Origin of the sequence: Halanaerobium saccharolyticum (genome assembly GCF_003259895.1) — a bacterium.
Classification (GTDB): domain Bacteria; phylum Bacillota; class Halanaerobiia; order Halanaerobiales; family Halanaerobiaceae; genus Halanaerobium; species Halanaerobium saccharolyticum_A.
Window position 1 is genome coordinate 71,882 of record NZ_QLME01000013.1, and the last position, 18,029, is coordinate 89,910.

The window sequence follows — 18,029 nt, forward strand, 5'->3', positions numbered from 1 at the left end:
TGTTTTGAAATCATTTTAGAATGAGGTGGTTAATAGTGGAGAGGCTGCGCCGTAAGAAAAACTTTAGTAAAAGTGAAAAAGAAGAGATTGCCAGAGCAATGGTTAAGGGCTATGAAAAATTGGCTGCAGTAAATGAAGATCTTATTCGAAATGTTTCTCTACTTAAGGATGGGGCTAATTAGTCTCATCTTTTTTCTTCATTTTTCGAAAATCTAGCTGTCATAATTGATTATTATCAATTAAATGATATAATAAAAACAGCTGAAAAGCAGTGGAGGTGTGTCTGTTGTCAGAAAGCAGAAAATTAAAGATTGAACTTCCAGTATATGTTGTGGAAGAAATTGAACATTATTGTAAAAATAATAATCAGAAGCGAAATGCATTTCTCAATCAGGCAGTTAAGTATTATTTAAAAGAATTGAAAAAAGAAGAGGTTCGAAATCATCTTCGCGATGGTTATAAAAAAATGGCCGGTCTTAATCAACAATTAGCTGATGAGGGTTTATCAAGTGAGTGTCATTCATACTTATGCTATGAACAAAGACTGGTGGAGTGTGAAAAAATTGAAAGTAAAAAGGGGTGACGTTTTTTACGCTAATTTAAATCCAGTTGTAGGTTCTGAGCAGGGCGGAGTTAGACCAGTCTTAATTATCCAGAATGATATTGGGAATAAGTACAGTCCTACTGTAATTGTAGCTGCGATTACTTCTCGAATTAACAAAGCTAAGCTGCCAACTCATGTTGAGATTCCAGCTGACTACAACAATTTGGATAAAGATTCTGTTATATTATTAGAACAGATCAGAACTTTAGATAAGAAGAGATTACAGCGCCACATAGCCCATCTTGGTGAAGATGTAATCGAAGATGTTAATCAATCACTGGAAATAAGTCTTGGCTTAATAGATTTATAATATATATATTTTAAGCTTTTCTTCTTGACAGTGTGAAAAAAATATCATATACTTTTGATGGGTATTTTTTTATTGTTTAAAGTGAATATTATCACTATAATCAATAAATAGAAATATTTTACAAATTGCAAAAACGGCAAAAATAAGATATTATTTAACTATGGAGGTTAAAAATGAATCTAAAAACTGTCAAATCTCTTCTTAATACTGAAACTATCTTTGAGGGTACTGAAGAAAAGGATGATTTCGAGGTAAAAAACGCCTGTGGTGCTGATTTAATGAGTGATGTACTGGCCTTTTCGAATGAAAAGACACTTTTGCTGACCGGTTTGACTAATCCTCAGGTAGTACGTACCGCCGAAATGGTTGGGATTAAGGTTATTATATTTGTCAGAGGAAAAGAACCACAGATAGAAACAATTTCTTTAGCCAATCAGCTGAATATTTTTCTTTATTCCACAGACAAGCCGTTATTTGAGGCCTGTGGTCTTTTGTATAAAAATGGGATTGGACCGGAAGAGATGAATTATATAGAAGCCTCCAAATAATTTATCAGGAGTTGATTTTGTCTTTGCAAAAACAACAAATATTGAATAAAGAAATTGAAAGTTTTGATTTTCAGAGCGGGGGAGAAGCTTCAAGTAATTTAAAAAATATCCTGCGCAAACTGGGAGTTCCATCTCAAACTGTTCGCAAAACAGCAATTATTACCTATGAATTAGAAATGAATGTGGTAATTCATTCTCTGGGAGGAGAACTGACAGCTTTAATTTCCGAAGAAGAGCTGGAGATCAGGGTTGATGACAGTGGCCCGGGAATAGAAGATCTTGATAAAGCTTTTACAGCTGGTTATTCTACTGCAAGTGATGAAATCCGGGAAATGGGTTTTGGAGCTGGCATGGGACTTGTTAATGTCAAACGTTATGCAGACCAGATTGATGTAAAATCATCTAAGGAAAATGGAACACATGTGAAAGTAATAATTAATTTAACTGATAGTACTAATTAATCGCTGCAGGAGGTTAATGATGACCAAAAAGCACTCTGTGCTCTTAAAAGAAGAAAAGTGTGAGGGATGTACAAACTGTGTGAAGGGGTGTCCTACAAAAGCAATCCGGGTCCATCAGGGAAAAGCCTGGATCAAAGAGGATCTCTGTATTGACTGTGCAGAATGTATTAGAGCCTGTGAATACCATGCTAAATATACTAAAACAGATCAACTTACCAAAATAGAAAAGTCTGAATATCCAATTTTATTAATTCCACCCAGTTTTTACAGCCAATTTTCTGCAAAAATTTCTGCACAAAAAATTAAAAAAGCCATTAAAAATTTAGGCTTTGAGGAAGTTTTTGATGTAGCAGATGCAGCGGCCGCTTTATCCCGTAAAACACTTGATTTTTTAAATAATAATTCTGGAACTTATATCTCTACTTCCTGTCCAGTAATTGTTAGATTGATTAAACTTCAATTTCCTGATCTAATTGAGATGTTAATTCCTCTTAAATCACCGGTGGAGCTAATTGCCGAAAGAATTGAAAGAAAATTAAAAGAAGAAAAAAATATTGATCCAGATATTTTCTTTTTAACTCCCTGTCCCGCAAAACTAACCACTGTCAAAAGAGCAATCGGACAGAAAACAAGTTTTTTAAGTGGTGCCATTGGGGTAGAGAGTATCTATCAAAAAATATATGAATCACTGGAAGATATCGAACTGGAGAAAGAAGAAAATAATCAATTGATGACTCTGGCGACCATCTGGGGAAGTGAAGGTGGAGAAGAAAGTATTTTGAAATCCTGGGAGAATATAAACACTTTAAGTGTTTCTGGAATTACGGAAGTAAAAAAGCTGCTGGATGAAATAGAGAGAAATAATATTCCAGAAGCAATTAGGTATTTTGAACTCACCTCCTGTGCTAATGGTTGTATTGGAGGGGTTTTAAATGTTATTAATCCTTTTCAATCACAGTTTAACTTAGAAGAAAGGATTAAAAATATTAGGGAAATCATGCAAAAACATAATATTGACTTAAAGAAAAAAGATGATGAATTTTATAATTTTGCCCTTTCTGAAAAAATTACTGCAGATAATGTATCAAAACTGGATAATGATTTCAAAAAGGCAATGCAGAAGTTGGAACAGCTGCAGAAAGAAATAGAGATTTTACCTGGATTAGATTGTGCAGCCTGTGGTGCACCAGACTGTAAGACTTTTGCCGAAGATGTAATTAACGGACGTGCCAGTAGAACTGATTGTATATTTATGCTTAGAGAACAGCTTGGCAGACTGGCAGATGATCTTTCAATTCTGGCAAATGAGTTACCGCCAGTTATGGCATCTAAAAAGGAGGAAGCAGATGACAGTTAAAGAACTTGTAGATCAATTTGATTTAGAAGTAGTTGCTGGCCCGAATTTAGACAGAGAAGTTGATGGAGCTTATATAGGTGATCTTTTGAGTAATGTAATGGCCAGGGCTGAACAGGGAAATCTCTGGTTGACAGTTCAGGGACATCAAAATGTGGTAGCTGTAGCTTTATTAGTAGAGTTGGCCGCTGTGATCCTGGTAGAAGACTTTGATTATGAAGAAAATGCAGTTCAGAGAGCCTGTCAAAAAGGAGTTAATCTATTAAAAACCAGAAAAAAAAGTTATGCTTTAGCCTGTAACTTTTGTGAAAGTAAAATTTAAATGCTGAAATTAAAAGCTGATCTTCATCTACATTCTGTATTGTCTCCCTGTGGTGATCTATTGATGACTCCAGAAGAGATAGTAAAAAAAGCAAAAAAAGAGGGGATTGAAGTTTTAGCTCTGACAGATCATAATTCTGCAGAAAATGTAGAAGTTTTCGGGTTTTTTTGTGAAAAGCATAATTTGAAATATATTCCGGCAATGGAGACTGAAACAAAAGAAGAAATTCACATTTTATGTTATTTCCCAGACCTCAAAAGTCTTCTAAAATGGCAGAAAATAGTTTATGACAGACTGCCTGAACAGAAAAATGATGAGGATTTTTTTGGGCCTCAAATTAAATGTAATTTTAATGATGATTATCAATCTAAAATACAGTACTTACTTGCCGGGGCAGTTGATTTGAGTTTAGAACAGTGTCTTGCCAGGGTTAGAAAATTGGGTGGGGTAGCAGTACCCTCACACCTGGATAGAAAACACAGTATTATATCTCAGCTGGGATTTATACCACCGGAACTAAACTTAATTACAGCTGAAATATCCAAAAATACTGAGCCAAAAATTTTACACGAAAAATTTTCTTATTTAAATAAACTGCAGTTTATGCAGAATTCTGACAGTCACTATCTTAAAGAAATAAAAGCCTATCAGAGTCTGATAGTTGAAGAATTTTCTTTTGCAGAATTTAAAAAAGCTGTTCAAAAAGAAGAAGGAAGAAAGATTGACTTAATTTAAACTTAATTTATCAAGGAGGTAATTATTGATGGCAGAGATGACAGAAGAAAAATTAGCAGAGTTTTTAGAGCCATTAAAAGAAATTTTATCACGTTATGAAAAAAAGGAAAGATACTTAATCCCGGTTTTACAGGAAGCTCAGGAAGAATATGGATATTTACCGGAAGAGGTTATGAAAGAGATAGCTTTAGGCTTGAATCTTTCTTTAAGTCAGGTATATGGAGTTGTAACATTTTACAGTCAGTTCCATCAGCAGCCAAGAGGTAATAATATTGTTCGAGTCTGTATGGGTACTGCCTGTCATGTTCGAGGTGGAGAAGGTATTTTAAATGCTATTAAAGATGAGCTGGGGATTGAAGCAGGAGAAACTACTGATGATTTAGAGTTTACACTTGAATCTGTAGCCTGTATTGGTGCCTGTGGTCTGGCTCCAGTTATTATGGTCAATGATGACACACATGGTCGTTTAACTCCCGAAAAAGTTCCTGAGATTATGGCAAAGTATAAATAAAATGAGGGAATTATCTCTTCATATTCTGGATATTATTGAAAATTCTCGGAGAGCAGAAGCTGATTTAATAAAAATTAAGATTGAAGAAATAATAGACGATAATTTATTAAAGATAGTGATCGAGGATAATGGTAGTGGAATTTCTCAGGAGAAATTAAATGAAATTACTGATCCTTTTATTACTTCAAGAACAACCAGAGAAGTGGGCCTGGGTTTGTCATTATTTAAAGCAGCTGCAGAGAGTTGTAGTGGGGAATTTAAAATTGATTCTCAAATTGATAAAGGCACCAGGGTAGCAGCGAAGTTTGAATATGATCATATTGATCGAGCTCCTCTGGGAGACATGACAACTACAATCAGTAATTTTATAGCAGCCAATGGTGATCAGGTTGATCTTGTTTACCAGCATCAATATCAGGAAAATAGTTTCAAATTTGATAGCAGAGAAATTAAAGCTGAATTGGAAGATCTTTCAATTCAGTCCAGGCAGATAATCGCCTGGATCAGAGAATATATTGGAGAAAATTTAGCAGAAATCCGCGGAGGTGAAGCTTTTTAATGAAATCTTTAGCAGAATTAAAAGAATTAAGAAATAAAGTGCAGAAGGAAATGAAAAAGCGTGATCAGGGAACAAAAGCAGAAATTATTGTTGGAATGGGAACCTGTGGGATTGCAGCAGGAGCCAGAGATATTTTGAAAGCTGTATTAGCAGAAATCGAAAAACGAGATCTTGATGTCAGAGTGACCCAGACTGGATGTATTGGTATGTGCGAAAAAGAACCTCTAATCGATGTAAAACTTCCTGGTAAAAAAAGAATTACCTATGGAAATTTAAGTGAAGCAGATGTACAAAAGATTATTTCAGAACATGTAGTAAATGGCAATGTCGTAACTGGTTTAGTAATCGCCCGACACAACTAAGAATAATAAGGAGGCACTTGTAAATGAAGGATTCTATTTATCGTTCCCATGTATTAATCTGTACAGGAACAGGATGTGTATCATCTGGAGCTAAAACTTTAAAAGATTCTTTAGCAGAAGAATTAGCTGCAAATGATTTAAGTGGAGAAATAAAAATTGTAGAAACTGGATGTCACGGATTCTGTGAAAAAGGTCCAATCATGATCGTCTATCCAGAAGGAGTATTCTACTGTGAAGTACAGTCAGATGATGTGGCAGAAATAGTTGAGGAACACTTATTAAAAGGTAGAACTGTAGAAAGATTACTTTTTAAAGAACCAATGACAGAAGAACAAATCCCATCCTATCAGGATATTGATTTTTACAAAAAGCAGCAGCGGATAGCGCTGGCTAACTGTGGTAAGATTGATCCGGAAGATATAAATGAATATATTGCTTTAGGTGGCTATGAAGCAGCAGGTAAAGTTTTAACTGAAATGGAGCCTCAGGGAGTTGTGGATACTATAAAAGACTCTGGTCTTCGCGGCCGGGGGGGTGGAGGTTTCCCAACAGGTTTAAAGTGGCAGTTTGCTAAAAACTCCGAAAGTGATAAAAAGTATTTGATTTGTAATGCTGATGAGGGAGATCCTGGTGCATTTATGGACCGCAGTATTTTAGAAGGAGATCCTCACAGAATTATAGAAGGTATGTTAGTTGCAGCTTACGCAATTGGTGCTGATGAAGGTTATGTTTATGTTAGAGCCGAATATCCACTGGCAATTAAAAGGCTGGAAAAAGCTATAGAAGATGCTGAAGAATATGGTTTATTGGGTGATGATATTTTCAGCAGCGGTTTCAATTTTAAACTTCATATTAAAAAGGGTGCAGGAGCCTTTGTTTGTGGTGAAGAAACAGCTCTAATGAACTCTATTGAAGGTAAAAGAGGTATGCCTACACCAAGACCACCTTATCCGGCAGTAAGAGGACTCTGGGGCAAACCAACCAATATCAACAATGTAGAAACATATGCAAATATTCCCTATATAATTAATGAGGGAGCAGATAGTTTTACAGCAATTGGTACAGAAGGAAGTGCTGGTACAAAAGTTTTTGCTTTAACTGGAAAAATTAATAATACCGGTTTGGTAGAAGTACCTATGGGAACAACTTTAAAAGAAGTTATTTTCGAAATTGGTGGTGGACTTGGACAGGGTAAAAAGTTTAAGGCAGTTCAGACTGGTGGTCCATCTGGAGGTTGTTTACCTGAGGATTATCTGGATTTACCAATTGATTACGACTCATTATTAGATGCTGGAACTATGATGGGTTCTGGTGGTATGGTTGTAATGGATGAAGATTCCTGTATGGTTGATGTAGCAAGATTCTTCTTAAACTTTACCCAGAGCGAATCATGTGGTAAATGTACCCCCTGTCGAGAAGGTACAAAAAGAATGTTAGAGATTTTAAATAGAATAACTGATGGTGAAGGTAAAGATGGAGATATTGAGTTATTATTGGAATTAGGAGACCATATAAAAAGCACATCTTTATGTGGTTTAGGGCAGTCAGCTCCCAATCCTGTCTTAAGTACAGTCCGTTATTTCCGGGATGAATATGAAGCCCACATCCATGACCATAATTGTCCTGCTGGTGTTTGTTCTGATTTAGCAGGAGCCTATGTAATAGACGAAGAAGCCTGTATTGGCTGTAGTAAATGTGCTAAAGTATGTCCTGTAGATGCAATAAGTGGAGAAATTAAGAATCCATTTACAATAGACCCTGATGTTTGTATTGCCTGTGGAGCCTGTGAACCAGAATGTCCTGTAGACGCAATTTCACAGGGATAAACTCTTATAATAGGAGGGAAATTAATGAGCAAAGTTAAAATAACAATAGATGAACAGACTGTAGAAGTTGACGAAGATAGCTCTCTACTGGAAGCAGCTAAAGAGATTGGGGTTGATATACCTATTCTCTGTTACCACCCTGATTTAAGTTTACACGGTGCCTGTAGGGTATGTGTGGTAGAAGATGAGAAAAGCGGTAAATTACTCGCATCCTGTGCTTCCCCGGTGAGAGACGGCATGAAAATTAATACCAGAAGTATGAAGGCCAGAAAGGCCAGAAGAAGAAATGTTGAATTACTGCTGGCAAATCATCCTAATGATTGTCTTGGTTGTGATCGGAATAATCACTGTGAACTTCAGGATTTAACTTATGAATTAGGAATCAAATCAGAAGATGTGGAAAAATTTGCTGGAGAAAAAAGAGAATTGGAACTTGACACAGCAGGTCCGGCTTTAAAAAGAGATCCAAATAAATGTATTTTATGTGGACGATGTGTACGTATCTGTGAAGAAGTGCAGGGAGTTTCGGCACTGCAGTTTACTGAGCGTGGTTTTAATTCAATAGTAACAACTGCCTTTGATTTACCACAGGCAGATATCAACTGTGTTAATTGTGGTCAGTGTGCAACTGTCTGTCCGGTAGCAGCAATTACCGAGCTAAGTGAGATAGATAAAGTTTGGGCTGCCCTGGAAGATGACGACAAACATGTTTTAGTTCAGACAGCTCCTTCCATTCAGGCAACTTTAGGGGAAGAATTTGGAATGGAAACAGGAACAGTTGTCAGAGGGAAAATGGTTGCTGCTTTAAGAAAACTTGGTTTTGACCAGATATTTTCAACAGACTTTGCAGCAGATCTGACAATTCTGGAAGAGGGTAGTGAATTTTTAAAGAAATTAAATGGTGAGGGAGAATTACCTCATATTACTTCCTGCTGTCCAGGTTGGGTTAAAGGTGCTGAGCATAATTTTCCTGATCTGCTTAAACATTTATCATCCGCTAAATCTCCAATGCAGATGTTTTCAGCCTTAAGTAAAACTTATTATCCAGATCAGACTGGTGTTGATCCAGAAAAAATTTATACAGTAGCAGTTATGCCCTGTACAGCAAAAAAATTCGAAAAAGATAGAGAAGAAATTAATGGATCAGATTTTAAAGATACAGATGCTGTTTTAACCACAAGAGAGTTTGCCCGGATGATTAAAGAAATGGGTATTGATTTCACCTCGCTTCCAGATGAAGATTTTGATGAACTGATGGGCGAATCAACTGGTGCCGGTACAATTTTTGGTACAACCGGTGGAGTTGCTGAAGCAGCTGTAAGAACTGTAAAAGAAAAATTAACTGGAGAATCTCTGGAAAGATTAAACTTAGGTTTTAGAGGAATTAATGAAGCTGAAGTTAGAATCGGAGATCGTTTAGTTAAAGTTGGAATTGCAAATGGTTTTGCAAATGCCCAAAAATTAATGGAAAAAGTAAGATCTGGCGAAAGTGATTTAGATTTTATTGAAGTTATGGCCTGTCCTCATGGTTGTGTTGGTGGAGGAGGTCAGCCTCGTCCTGCTACAGATGAAAAGAAAGAAAAACGTGGCCAGGGTCTGGCAGCTATTGACGATACAAGTAAAATTAGAAAGTCACACGAAAATCCTCAGATCATCAAATTATATGATGAATTTTTAGGTGAGCCATTGGGTGGAGAATCACATCACCTCTTACACACTAAATATAAGGCAAGACCTAAAAATTAATAAAGTTAAATAGACTTATTAGTTTCAAATTAAATATCTAAAATCTAGAGTCGTCCTGATAAATTCCATCAGGGCGGCTTTTTTACTTATTGATAGAAATTACTGTATGTAATTGATTATCTTGACAACAAAACTCTAGTTGAGTATAATTAAAAGTAGAGTTAATATTCAAAAAACACCCTGAAATTTTGGGAAATAAATTAATTATTGATCAGGGGGACAGCAGAGGAGGTCACTTAATAATAATATTTTGATTTATTTTTAAAATAACAAGGAGGTTGATTTAATTGAAAAAATTATTCTCTCAATTACAGCGTATTGGTAAGTCTCTGATGCTTCCAATTGCGGTTTTGCCTGCAGCTGCTTTATTACTTAGACTAGGTGCTGGTGATGTGTTTGATATTCCTTTTGTAATGGCTGCCGGTTCAGCAATTTTTGATAATCTGGCCTTATTATTTGGTATTGGTGTTGCAGTTGGTATAGCCCATGACAGTTCAGGTTCTGCTGGTCTGGCTGGTGCAGTTGGTTATCTTGTGATAACTAATGGAACTCAGGCTATTAACTCAGATATTAATATGGGAGTTTTAGCCGGTATTATTGGTGGTTTAACTGCCGGTGCATTATATAATCGCTATCATGATATTGAATTACCTGATTTTCTAGGTTTTTTTGGCGGCCGCCGTTTTGTACCGATTGTAACTGGTGCTGCAGCTGTTGTTCTGGCCGGAATATTTGGTTTTATCTGGCCTCCAATTCAGGATGCTATCCAGCTTGCAGGTCAGTGGATAATTGATGCTGGAGCGATTGGGGTCTTTGTTTATGGATTCTTAAATCGTTTATTAATTCCACTGGGACTGCACCATGTTATTAACAGTTTTATCTGGTTTGTCTTTGGTGAGTTTACTACCGCAGCTGGAGAAGTTGTAACTGGAGACCTTTCCCGTTTCTTTGCTGGTGACCCTTCAGCAGGATTTTTCATGTCCGGATTTTTCCCGATGATGATGTTTGGTCTGCCTGCGGCAGCTTTAGCGATGTATCATTCAGCTAAGCCAGAAAATAAGGCAGCAGTTTCTGGTATCTTTTTAAGTGTAGGATTAACTTCATTTCTGACCGGGATTACAGAACCTATTGAATTTGCATTTATGTTCCTGGCACCAGTATTATATTTAATTCACGCTATTTTAACTGGTTTATCACTGGTTATCACCTATGTGCTTGGGATTCAGCATGGTTTTGGATTTTCGGCAGGTGCAATTGACTACTTCCTGAATTATGGACTTGCAACCAGGCCGCTCTGGATTATTCCAATCGGAATTGTATTTTTTATAGTTTATTATTTCCTCTTCCGATTTGCAATTGAGAAATTTAATATTCCTACACCAGGCCGTCTGGGTTCAGAGGCTGCTGATTCTGGAATGAGTGTAATGCCTGAAACACAGCAGCAGAAACAGGGTTCAGCCAAATCTGGAGCAGGTGGAAAAAATAAACCCAGAGCTTATATTGAAGCCCTTGGTGGTAAGGAAAATATTAAAAGTATAGAAGCCTGTATCACCAGACTTCGGCTTGAACTTAGAGACACTTCTAAAATCGATGAACAAACTCTGCAGCAGCTTGGAGCCACTGGAGTTTTAAAGGCAAATAAGAATAATGCTCAGGTTGTTGTTGGGACTAAAGCTGAGATGATTGCTGATGATATTAAACAGGAATTAAAGGTAATGGAAGCTTAATTATTAGTTTAGTTATCTTATTCAGCCGGAGCCTGAAAACTCCGGCTTATTTTTTTAATATCTAAGAAATTATACCTAACTCTTTGTTGTGGATGCCGGACTCAATGTTCTAATGCTGAGCCGACAATGCGTAATTTAATCAAGTCTCAGTCAAATATTTATAGATTCCTAATTTCCAAAAAGTTAATTTATAAACGAAAGAGGGTAGAGAGATGGTCAAAAGATTATTAAGTTCAAGCAGCTCAGAACTTTTAAATTATAATAAAGAAGAATTACTGCAGTCAATTAAATTATCAGAGGGTAGAACTATTATTTCTGAAGTAATAGGAGCAGAATCCTTATTTAGAGATTTAAGTAATGCAGAAGTAGCAGCGGCCTTTGGCGCAGATATTTTGCTGTTAAACTTATTCGATTTAAATCAACCATTCTTTAAAAATATTAAGCAAGGTAATGCTGCCGAAATAGTTAAGGAAATAAAAAGATTATCTGGACGTCCTTTGGGAATTAATCTGGAACCGGTAAATAAAGAGAATATTGAAGCTGATCATTTTGTAAAATTGAGTTCCGGACGTAAAGCAACTCTACAAAATATTGAACAGGCGGTTAAGGCTGGTTTTAATATGATTACTTTTACCGGCAATCCATCTGTGGGAGTCAGCAATCAGGCAATAATTGAGGCTGTTAAAATTGCAGATCAAAATTTTGGAGATCAGATTATCATAACAGCTGGTAAAATGCATATGGCTGGAATAGATGAAGATTATCTGGCTGCAAAATATATTGATTCTTTAATTTCAGCTGGAACAGATATAATTTTACTGCCGGCTGTAGGTACGGTCCCCGGAATTGACTTAAGTTCTCTTAAAGAAATAATTAAATTGATTCACAACCGGGGTAAATTAGCTTTAACTGCAATTGGAACTTCACAGGAAAGTGCTGATCAGGAAACTATTAGGGAAATTGCATTGATGAGTAAAATGGCCGGGGCAGATATTCAGCATATTGGAGATGCTGCTTATGGGGGGATTGCTTTACCAGAGAATATACTGAGCTTATCTAAAACAATTAGAGGTAAAAGACATAGTTATCGCAGAATGGCTCTTTCGATTAATCGATAATTTTAAATTTAAAAAACACTTGAAAAAAATATTAAAAACTGTTATTATTAAAGAAATGAATATTTTTTAGAGTGTAACTGTTAAATCAGGCATAATCTAGGAAGGGATAACTTTAATTTATTGGCTAAAGCCTATCTTTTTCTGGATTTTTTTAGTCTATAATTAATTACAGCCACTTATCTTGCCAGTTATTTGTAGTTTTTGAGGAGGCTTTTATGGCTGCAGCTGAGAAATATATTATCAAAAAGATATTTAATAATAATGTTATTCTGGCAGAAGAAATTACTTCTAAAAGAGAATTGATTTTTATAGGTAAAGGGATTGGTTTTTCCCGAAAAAATGGAGATCAGATAAGCAAATCCGAACTTAATATTGATAAAGAATTTGCACCAATTAAAGGTGAAAAAAGAGAAAATTATATTCAACTGTTAGAAGAAGTTGATAGTAAAATAATTGGAATAACTGAAGAAATTATTGCTATGGCCAGTGAAGAACTGAATGAAGAATTGGATCAGCATATCAGAATTGGGCTGGCTGACCATATTGCTTTTTCACTGAAAAGAATCAAAGATGGGATTGAGGTTGCTAATCCTTTTTTAGCAGAAACAAGGACATTATATAATGAAGAATATAATGTGGCAGAAAAAGCGGTGAAAATGATTTCTGAGAGGTTTGATTTAGAGATTCCAGAAAGTGAAGTAGGATTTATCACACTGCATATTCACGGCGCCAGAAATGAAAGAGGTATTTCTAAAACCTTAAAAAACACTTCTTTAATTAAAGAACTGGTAACTAAAGTAGAAACAGAACTTGGTCAGAACTTGGTCTATGAAAGTTTAAACTATGCTCGTTTAGTTAACCATTTGCGATTTGCTCTGGAGCGAATAGAGACCGGGGCTTCAAATCCGAATCCTCTTTTAGAAAATATAAAGGAAAATTTTGATTTTTCCTTTAAACTTGCAGAGAAACTTGCTATAATAATAGAGGGAAAATTTGATTATCAGGTGCCGGAATCTGAAAAAGGCTATTTAGCTCTGCACCTGCACCGATTAAAAAGAGATCTTGAATCATAAAATTGAATATTAAATCTAAAATTTAGCGTGTTACTGTTAGATCAGGCAAAAGCTGATTAGATAGAAGAGTTTACTTTAGAGACTCTGTTCTATCTAGTCAGCTTTTTTTGCTTTCATATATATCTTAATCTTAAATTATACTATTTTAAAAGGAGGATTTTTTAATGAAAGGTTTTAAGAAATTACAAAAAATTGGTAGAGCGTTAATGACTCCTGTTTCTGTTTTGCCTGCCGCTGGTATTTTAGTGGCCATTGGTAGACTAATGCAGGAACAGAATGGACTTGTTGTTGATATTGGGGAAGTGATGTTTAATAGTGGAATAGCTATTTTTGACCACTTACCTTTAATTTTCGCACTGGGGGTAGCAATTGGTTTTGCAGGTGATGCTGTTGCTGCTCTGGCTGCTGGAGTTGGCTTTGTAGTCTATGATAGGGTTCTGGAAATCATGGCAGGAATAATAAATATTTCCGAAAGTACAGGCGGCAGTATAGAAGCAATTAACACTGGAGTCTTTGGAGGTATTATAGTTGGTATTATCGCCGCTCAGATGTATAAGAAATTTCATACTACTGAGTTACCACCATATTTAGGATTTTTTGCCGGTAAAAGGCTGGTGCCAATTGTCACAGCAGCAGGTTCTGTACTGGCAGGAGTTGCACTGTCATTTATCTGGCCGCCAATCCAGATCCAAATTAATCAATTTGCTCGTTTTGCGATGGCTTCTTCTATTGGTCCGGCCCTGTATGCAGCAGGTAAAAGGGCCTTGATACCTGTTGGATTACATCATGTTTATTATCCACCATTTTTATATGAGTTCGGACGTTTTACAACCGAAGCAGGTCAGGTTTTAAGAGGAGAAACAGCCAGATTTTTTGCTGGTGATCCGACAGCCGGTCGTTTTATGGCAGCTGAGTTTCCTCTGATGTTATTTGCATTACCATCTGCCTGTCTGGCAATGTACTTACGGGCAAAAAACAAAGTTAAAGTTGCAGGTATGCTGACCACTGCAGCCCTGACTTCATTTTTAACAGGAATCACAGAACCAATTGAGTTTTCATTTATATTTGTGGCGCCACCACTTTATTTATTCCATGTGGCAGGTGGATTTATTTCTGGACTTTTAACCAATTTGTTTGACATTAGAATTGGATATACTTTTTCTGCCAGTGCCATTGACTATGTCTTAAGTCTATCTAATCTTGGGAATCCCTGGATGTTCTGGCTGGTTGTGGGACCGATTATGGCAGTTCTATATTTTACCGTTTTCTATTTCACCATACCTTTATTTAACTTTGAAACACCAGGACGCGGCAGTGATGCTGTTGAGTCTGAAGAAGAGGCTCCGGTTGATAAGGATCAAAGAGCGGTAAATATACTTGCTGCCCTGGGTGGTAGTAAAAACCTGGAAAATGTAGATGCCTGTATTACCAGATTGAGGCTGGAAGTTGTTGATAATAATGAAATTGATGAAAAAGAACTTAAAAAATTAGGAGCATCCGGAGTTATGAAATCTGGAAGCAGTGTTCAGGTAGTATTTGGCCCTGAATCTGATGCCTTAAAGGATAAAATAAAAAATATAATGTAAGGCATCTCTATCCCATTTTATTTAAGTCCTGCTGTAAAAGTAAAAGAAAATGTATTATAATAAATTAAAGGAGGCGGTTTAATGTTTAATATATTTAAAAAGAAGGAAGAATATTTATCAGCACCATTTGCAGGAAAAGTTACTGAACTGCAGTATGTACCGGATGATGCTTTTGCACAAAAAATGCTGGGAGATGGTTTTGCTATAACTCCCGAAGAAAATGTTGTTAAAGCACCATGTGCTGGCGAAATAGTGCAAATTTTTTCTACCGGTCATGCGGTAGGGATTAAAACTAAAAAAGGATTAGAAGTACTTGTTCATATTGGGATTGATACCGTTAAATTGGATGGGGAAGGTTTCGAAAAACTTGTAAAAAATGGTGATAAAGTAGAAGTTGGAACTCCTCTGGTCGAGGTGGATTTAGATTTTATTGAGGAAAATGCACCTTCAATAACTACTCCAGTTATTGTTACCAATATGGAAAAGGTAAAAAGTATGGAAATATTAAAAAAAGAAAGTGTCAAAGCTGGCACTAAAGTTTTAAAGGTAGAATTAGCCTAAGCAGTTCAATTAATTTAATATTTGGAAGAGAAATGGGGGATGACTGTAGATGCTTACAGTTATTCCCCCTTTTTATCTGCAATTAAATTTGATATAATAAATTAAAGTGATTTGCATTCTTATTCAAGGACAGGATGATTTGATAATGAAATTTAAAAGGATTGTAGTTAAAGTCGGCAGCAGTACTTTAAGTAATCAAAATGCAAAACTAAATTTTTCTCAAATTGATGCTTTAAGCAGACAGCTTGTCGATCTTGAAAATCAGGGAAGAGAAATTATACTTGTTAGTTCAGGTGCTGTAGCAGCTGGTATGGGAGAACTTGGTTATGCAAAAAGACCAACTTCTATTCCCGAACAGCAGGCCTGTGCAGCAGTTGGACAGGGGCTTTTAATTGGAATTTATAATAAATTTTTTAGAGAATATGGGGCTAAATGCGCCCAAATTTTACTGACCTCAAGTGATTTGGAAAATAGAAATCGTTATTTAAATGCGTTTAATACTTTAAAAACTTTAATCGATCACGGAGTAATTCCAGTTATCAATGAAAATGATACAGTTGTTACTAATGAGATAAAAGTAGGCGATAATGACACTCTGGCTGCCAGAGTTGCCGGCCTGGTAGAGGCAGATTTGCTGGTTAATCTCTCAGATGTAGCCGGACTTTATAATTCTAATCCAAATCAGAAAAATGAAAAGGTAAAACTGATTTCTAAGGTGGAAAACATTACAGCAGAAATAGAAAAGATGGCCGGTGGTAAGGGCAGCCAGGTTGGAACTGGTGGTATGGAAACTAAAATCGAGGCTGCAAAAATTGCTGTCAATTCTGGTGTTGTAATGATTATTGGTCCCGGAAAAGAAAAAAATTCTCTCTTAAAAATAGTTGAAATGGCTGAAAACGAGAAATTTGATCTTGGCACCACCTTTTTATCAGCTAAAGAAAGACTTTCTAAAAGAAAGCAGTGGCTGAACTTTAATCTGCCACCTATGGGAAAAGTAGTAGTTGATCAGGGAGCAGCAGAAGCTCTGCTAAAAAGAGGTAAGAGCTTACTTCCCGGTGGAATTGTTGGGGTTAAAGGAGATTTTAATAGTGGTGATCCGGTAACTATTAGTAATGGCAGGGTTGCGATTGGAAAAGGAATTGTTAATTACAGTTCTGAGGAAATAGAAAAAATTAAAGGTGCTCATTCAAATGAGATAGATGAAATACTTGGATATTTTAATAAAAGCGAAGTTATTCACAGAGATAATATGGTCATAGGAGGAGATAAAGATGAGTATTAGAGAAGAATTGATTACACAGGCAGAAGCGGCAAAAAAAGCGGCGCGCAAATTAGCTAAGGCTGGTACGAATGAGAAAAATAAAGCTCTGAATTTAATTGCAGATAAGCTGCTGGCAAGGCAGGAAGAGATTTTAGAGATTAACGAAAAGGATATGCAGAAAGGTAGAGATAATGATTTAAGTCGAGCCTTGCTGGATCGACTTAAGCTGACCGAATCTAGAATTGAAGGTATGGCTCAGGGACTGAGAGAAGTTGCTGGTCAGGAGGATCCAATTGGAGAAGTACCACAGATGTGGAAAAGACCAAATGGGCTCCAGATTGGGAAAATTAGAGTTCCGCTTGGTGTTATAGGGATTATTTATGAAGCACGACCTAATGTAACTGTCGATGTAGCTGGTCTCTGTTTAAAATCAGGAAATACTGTCATTCTAAGAGGCGGTTCAAATGCCTTTAACTCTAACCAAGTTTTAACTAACATTATTCAAGATGGTCTGCAGGAGGCAGGACTACCCAAAGAAGCTGTCCAGCTAATTGCTACTACTGACCGGAAAGCTGTAGATATCTTATTTACTTTAAATGACTATTTAGATGTTTTAATTCCCCGGGGTGGAGCTGGTCTGATCCAGAAGGTAGTGAACGAGTCTAAGGTGCCCGTAATTGAAACAGGAGTTGGAAACTGTCATGTTTATGTAAATAAAGATGCAGATTTAACCAAGGCTAAAAAAATTGTATTTAATGCAAAATATTCAAGACCTGCAGTCTGTAATGCTGCTGAAAGTCTTTTAGTTGATCAAGAAGTTGCTGAGGAATTTTTGCCGGAGATGGCCCGGATTTTTGCAGAAAGTGATGTCGAATTAAGAGGTTGTGAGCGGACTAAAAAAATTATTCCTAAAGTAAAAGAAGCTGCAGAAGAAGACTATGCAACCGAGTATCTAGATTATATTATGTCTGTAAAGGTTGTAGATAATTATGAGGAAGCAGTAGAGCATATTTATCAATATGGAACCAAACATTCGGAGGCGATAGTCACCGAAAATTACACTACTGCTCGTGCTTTTCTGGATGATATTGATGCAGCAGCAGTTTATGTAAATGCTTCAACCCGTTTTACCGATGGAGGCCAGTTTGGTTTAGGAGCTGAAACAGGTATCAGCACCCAGAAACTGCATGCTAGAGGTCCAATGGGTCTTAAAGAATTAACGACTACTAAATATATAATCATGGGTGATGGTCAGATTCGCGAGTAAGCTGGTACTGTCTAAAAATCTATGAAAAAGTGATATTGAAGTTAGAAATTAAATTTTGAGTAAATTTTAATGGTTGGATGACCGCATTGCCCTTGACA

At 36.4% G+C, this 18,029-nt stretch carries 20 protein-coding genes; all 20 read left to right on the forward strand.

Annotated elements, in window-relative coordinates; genetic code table 11:
* Positions 1-35 precede the first annotated feature (35 nt).
* The 20 genes from C7958_RS15650 to C7958_RS09710 all read left to right on the forward strand — a co-directional run bounded on the left by C7958_RS15650 (position 36) and on the right by C7958_RS09710 (position 17,931).
* A complete protein-coding gene (locus C7958_RS15650) occupies positions 36-182 on the forward strand; it encodes a hypothetical protein (protein WP_166668511.1) in 147 nt (48 codons plus the stop codon).
* A gap of 95 nt (positions 183-277) precedes the next feature.
* Positions 278-583 (forward strand): CopG family transcriptional regulator, encoded by a 306-nt coding sequence (locus tag C7958_RS09620; protein WP_258394139.1) that lies wholly within the window; start codon positions 278-280, stop codon positions 581-583.
* Entirely contained in the window at positions 564-914 is a 351-nt protein-coding gene (locus tag C7958_RS09625; RefSeq protein WP_111572463.1) for a type II toxin-antitoxin system PemK/MazF family toxin, read from the forward strand. The genes C7958_RS09620 and C7958_RS09625 overlap by 20 nt, the downstream gene beginning before the upstream one ends.
* A 173-nt stretch (positions 915-1,087) precedes the next feature.
* Positions 1,088-1,462, forward strand: a complete 375-nt coding sequence (locus C7958_RS09630) for a hypothetical protein (protein WP_111572464.1) — start codon at positions 1,088-1,090, stop codon at positions 1,460-1,462.
* A 23-nt stretch (positions 1,463-1,485) separates the two neighbouring features.
* A complete protein-coding gene (locus tag C7958_RS09635; protein WP_166668510.1) occupies positions 1,486-1,923 on the forward strand; it encodes an ATP-binding protein in 438 nt (145 codons plus the stop codon).
* A 19-nt stretch (positions 1,924-1,942) separates the two neighbouring features.
* The gene (locus tag C7958_RS09640; RefSeq protein ID WP_111572466.1) at positions 1,943-3,280 is read left to right on the forward strand and encodes a [Fe-Fe] hydrogenase large subunit C-terminal domain-containing protein; all 1,338 of its coding nucleotides are present in this window, start codon (positions 1,943-1,945) and stop codon (positions 3,278-3,280) included.
* Complete coding sequence (locus tag C7958_RS09645; RefSeq protein ID WP_111572467.1) at positions 3,270-3,599, forward strand: DRTGG domain-containing protein; 330 nt, start codon at positions 3,270-3,272, stop codon at positions 3,597-3,599. The genes C7958_RS09640 and C7958_RS09645 overlap by 11 nt, the downstream gene beginning before the upstream one ends.
* Complete coding sequence (locus C7958_RS09650) at positions 3,600-4,334, forward strand: PHP domain-containing protein (protein WP_111572468.1); 735 nt, start codon at positions 3,600-3,602, stop codon at positions 4,332-4,334. It begins immediately after the preceding gene.
* 28 nt (positions 4,335-4,362) lie between these two features.
* The gene (gene nuoE / locus C7958_RS09655) at positions 4,363-4,845 is read left to right on the forward strand and encodes an NADH-quinone oxidoreductase subunit NuoE (RefSeq protein ID WP_111572469.1); all 483 of its coding nucleotides are present in this window, start codon (positions 4,363-4,365) and stop codon (positions 4,843-4,845) included.
* 1 nt (position 4,846) lies between these two features.
* Entirely contained in the window at positions 4,847-5,404 is a 558-nt protein-coding gene (locus C7958_RS09660; RefSeq protein WP_111572470.1) for an ATP-binding protein, read from the forward strand.
* Entirely contained in the window at positions 5,404-5,766 is a 363-nt protein-coding gene (locus tag C7958_RS09665) for a (2Fe-2S) ferredoxin domain-containing protein (protein ID WP_111572471.1), read from the forward strand. The genes C7958_RS09660 and C7958_RS09665 overlap by 1 nt, the downstream gene beginning before the upstream one ends.
* A 23-nt stretch (positions 5,767-5,789) precedes the next feature.
* On the forward strand, positions 5,790-7,592 hold the full coding sequence (gene nuoF / locus C7958_RS09670) for an NADH-quinone oxidoreductase subunit NuoF (protein ID WP_111572472.1): 1,803 nt from the start codon (positions 5,790-5,792) through the stop codon (positions 7,590-7,592).
* Positions 7,593-7,616: 24 nt separating this feature from the next.
* Positions 7,617-9,338: an NADH-dependent [FeFe] hydrogenase, group A6 gene (locus C7958_RS09675; protein WP_111572473.1), complete on the forward strand. Its 1,722-nt coding sequence runs from the start codon at positions 7,617-7,619 to the stop codon at positions 9,336-9,338.
* A 287-nt stretch (positions 9,339-9,625) separates the two neighbouring features.
* A complete protein-coding gene (gene nagE, locus C7958_RS09680; protein WP_111572474.1) occupies positions 9,626-11,065 on the forward strand; it encodes an N-acetylglucosamine-specific PTS transporter subunit IIBC in 1,440 nt (479 codons plus the stop codon).
* Positions 11,066-11,277: 212 nt separating this feature from the next.
* Positions 11,278-12,183 (forward strand): DUF7916 family protein, encoded by a 906-nt coding sequence (locus tag C7958_RS09685; RefSeq protein WP_111572475.1) that lies wholly within the window; start codon positions 11,278-11,280, stop codon positions 12,181-12,183.
* Positions 12,184-12,398: 215 nt separating this feature from the next.
* On the forward strand, positions 12,399-13,256 hold the full coding sequence (glcT, locus tag C7958_RS09690) for a glucose PTS transporter transcription antiterminator GlcT (RefSeq protein ID WP_111572476.1): 858 nt from the start codon (positions 12,399-12,401) through the stop codon (positions 13,254-13,256).
* Between the two features lie 164 nt (positions 13,257-13,420).
* Complete coding sequence (locus C7958_RS09695) at positions 13,421-14,842, forward strand: PTS transporter subunit EIIC (protein ID WP_111572477.1); 1,422 nt, start codon at positions 13,421-13,423, stop codon at positions 14,840-14,842.
* Between the two features lie 81 nt (positions 14,843-14,923).
* Positions 14,924-15,403, forward strand: coding sequence for a PTS sugar transporter subunit IIA (locus C7958_RS09700; RefSeq protein ID WP_111572478.1), 480 nt, complete (start codon positions 14,924-14,926; stop codon positions 15,401-15,403).
* A 145-nt stretch (positions 15,404-15,548) separates the two neighbouring features.
* Entirely contained in the window at positions 15,549-16,685 is a 1,137-nt protein-coding gene (gene proB, locus C7958_RS09705; RefSeq protein ID WP_111572479.1) for a glutamate 5-kinase, read from the forward strand.
* Positions 16,675-17,931, forward strand: coding sequence for a glutamate-5-semialdehyde dehydrogenase (locus C7958_RS09710; protein ID WP_111572480.1), 1,257 nt, complete (start codon positions 16,675-16,677; stop codon positions 17,929-17,931). The genes proB and C7958_RS09710 overlap by 11 nt, the downstream gene beginning before the upstream one ends.
* The last annotated feature ends 98 nt before the right edge of the window (positions 17,932-18,029 follow it).